This is a genomic window from Paraburkholderia sp. BR10923 (genome assembly GCF_040948765.1).
GTDB lineage: Bacteria > Pseudomonadota > Gammaproteobacteria > Burkholderiales > Burkholderiaceae > Paraburkholderia > Paraburkholderia youngii.
Map to the genome: position 1 here is coordinate 1 of NZ_JBFPKO010000108.1, position 1,883 is coordinate 1,883.

Here is a 1,883-nt window from a genome sequence, read left to right on the forward strand (position 1 = left end):
GAGCCGCTCCCAATTGATCAGCTCGGCCAGCCGTACCAGTGGATGCTTGAGATTGATCTGTTCGCGCAGTGGATGCCGGAACAAATCCTTCTCCGTTACAGGCGCCTTCGGACCCATCTAAACCTCGTCAGAATTTGCAGGCTACCCGCTGTAATACCGCCCGGTGTGAGCTTGCCCCTGAAAAACGTATCCCTTGCTGAGGTTTAAACTGCAGCAAGGAGAAACGAAGATGAGCCAATTGAAGCGTGCGCGGTACACCCTGGAATTCAAGCTGGAGGCGGTGCGGCTGGTGAAGGCCGGCCAGAGCCTGGCAGCGGTGTCGGCGATTCTGGGGGTGTCGAGCCAGACGATCTCGAACTGGGTGCAGGCGGACCGAAAAGGAACGCTGGTCGGCCCGGGTACGAAGCCGGTAACCGAGGAGCAGATGGAGCTGGCTCGACTGCGTGCGGAGAATGCGCGACTGAAGATGGAGCGCGACATTCTAAAAAAGGCGGCAGCGTACTTTGCGAAAGAATCGCCGTGAAGTACGCCTTTATCGAACGGGAGCACAAGCGCTGGCCGGCGTCGGAGGCGGCAGAGACGGGAATTCGGACAGTAGAACAAGGAGAACGCTTATTCGTTGGATGTGCGCCCTACCCCAACCCACTAAACGGAAGTTTGCAGAGGTTCTGAGGTGATGGACGATCCTCCGTTACGCGGCGGAAAGTTCATGCTAATGTGGACAAGTCGAGATGCCCCGCGCAGTCTAGTCGGCATGGAAATGTACTTTAGTATGGAAAGTCGGACGCGTATCAGATACCGAAACTTCTTAATAGTCTCTCACGATGGAACATTCGGTATGTCATATGTCACCGCTCTCACATCATTTGAATGCCAATCGAAACCGCCGCGCAGTAGAAGACGATCACTTAGCAGCGTCGGAGCGCAAGGGACCATCTTCAGGGCGCGCTGCAAACATGGACCATCTCCATCAGACCGACTGGTCGGCACACGACGAGGCCCTTTCTTCTCTTCCCTTGCTATGGAGCCTTTCCGACGACGGTTCCTAGGCGTCGGTCTTCACGTGCTGTCGCATGACGTCAGACATGCTGTCCTCCATTGACGTGCAACTCTGCTCCGTTGATGTACGATGAGGCCTCAGTACAGAGGAAGTAGATTACTCGTGCGACCTCGGCCGGATCCCCGAGACGACGCATAGGAATTCCGTGATCCACGATCTCCTCTGTGCCGGGCGACAGGATTGAGGTATCAATTTCTCCCGGAGCAATAGCGTTGACGCGTACACCCTTCGGGCCAAACTCGTGCGCCATTTCCCGCGTTAGAGCTGCGAGCGCAGCCTTTGAGGCTGCGTACGCAGTACCTGCGAAAGGATGAACCTTCACCCCGGCGATCGATGTTACGTTGGCAATGGCCCCGTTTCCTCGGACCAACTCTGGGAACAACGATCGCGCCAGTAATGCGTTGGATACCAAATTCACGTTAAGAACAGTCATCCAAGTCCGAAGATCGCTCTTGAGAACTCCGAGGCGCGATCTGTCCTCGCCTTTAGAAGAGACGCCAGCATTGTTGACGAGCGCGTGTAACTGTCCATTAGGTAGCCGTCGCCTGACTTCCAAAGCGATTCGGTCGATACTATCTAGGTCCGCGAGGTCTGCCTGTATGTGCGCTTCGCGCGCAGCAGGCCACTTGCAACTGTCCGAGAACGGCCGCCGGGAGACAGTGAACACCTCCCAGTTGTTCTCCTGAAAAAGCTTAAGGCTACGCTGAACAAGCAGCTGAATTTGCGACGTGTCGGCGATGTAGAGGTGTTCAGGTCGTGAAGCCGACGGTCATCCTTTGGTTTTTGGCCCTTGCGGGCATTGCACGCGGGCGTTTGCCCGCTT

1 protein-coding gene and 1 pseudogene are annotated in these 1,883 nt (G+C 56.2%); one reads left to right on the plus strand and one right to left on the minus strand.

Annotated elements, in window-relative coordinates; genetic code table 11:
• Positions 1-229: 229 nt before the first annotated feature.
• Positions 230-567: pseudogene (locus tag AB3X94_RS41550) on the plus strand (transposase); the annotation flags it as partial.
• Positions 568-1,079: 512 nt separating this feature from the next.
• On the opposite strand, the gene AB3X94_RS41555 reads toward AB3X94_RS41550, so the two are convergent.
• Positions 1,080-1,799, minus strand: a complete 720-nt coding sequence (locus AB3X94_RS41555) for an SDR family NAD(P)-dependent oxidoreductase (RefSeq protein WP_368614440.1) — start codon at positions 1,797-1,799, stop codon at positions 1,080-1,082.
• Between the last annotated feature and the right edge of the window lie 84 nt (positions 1,800-1,883).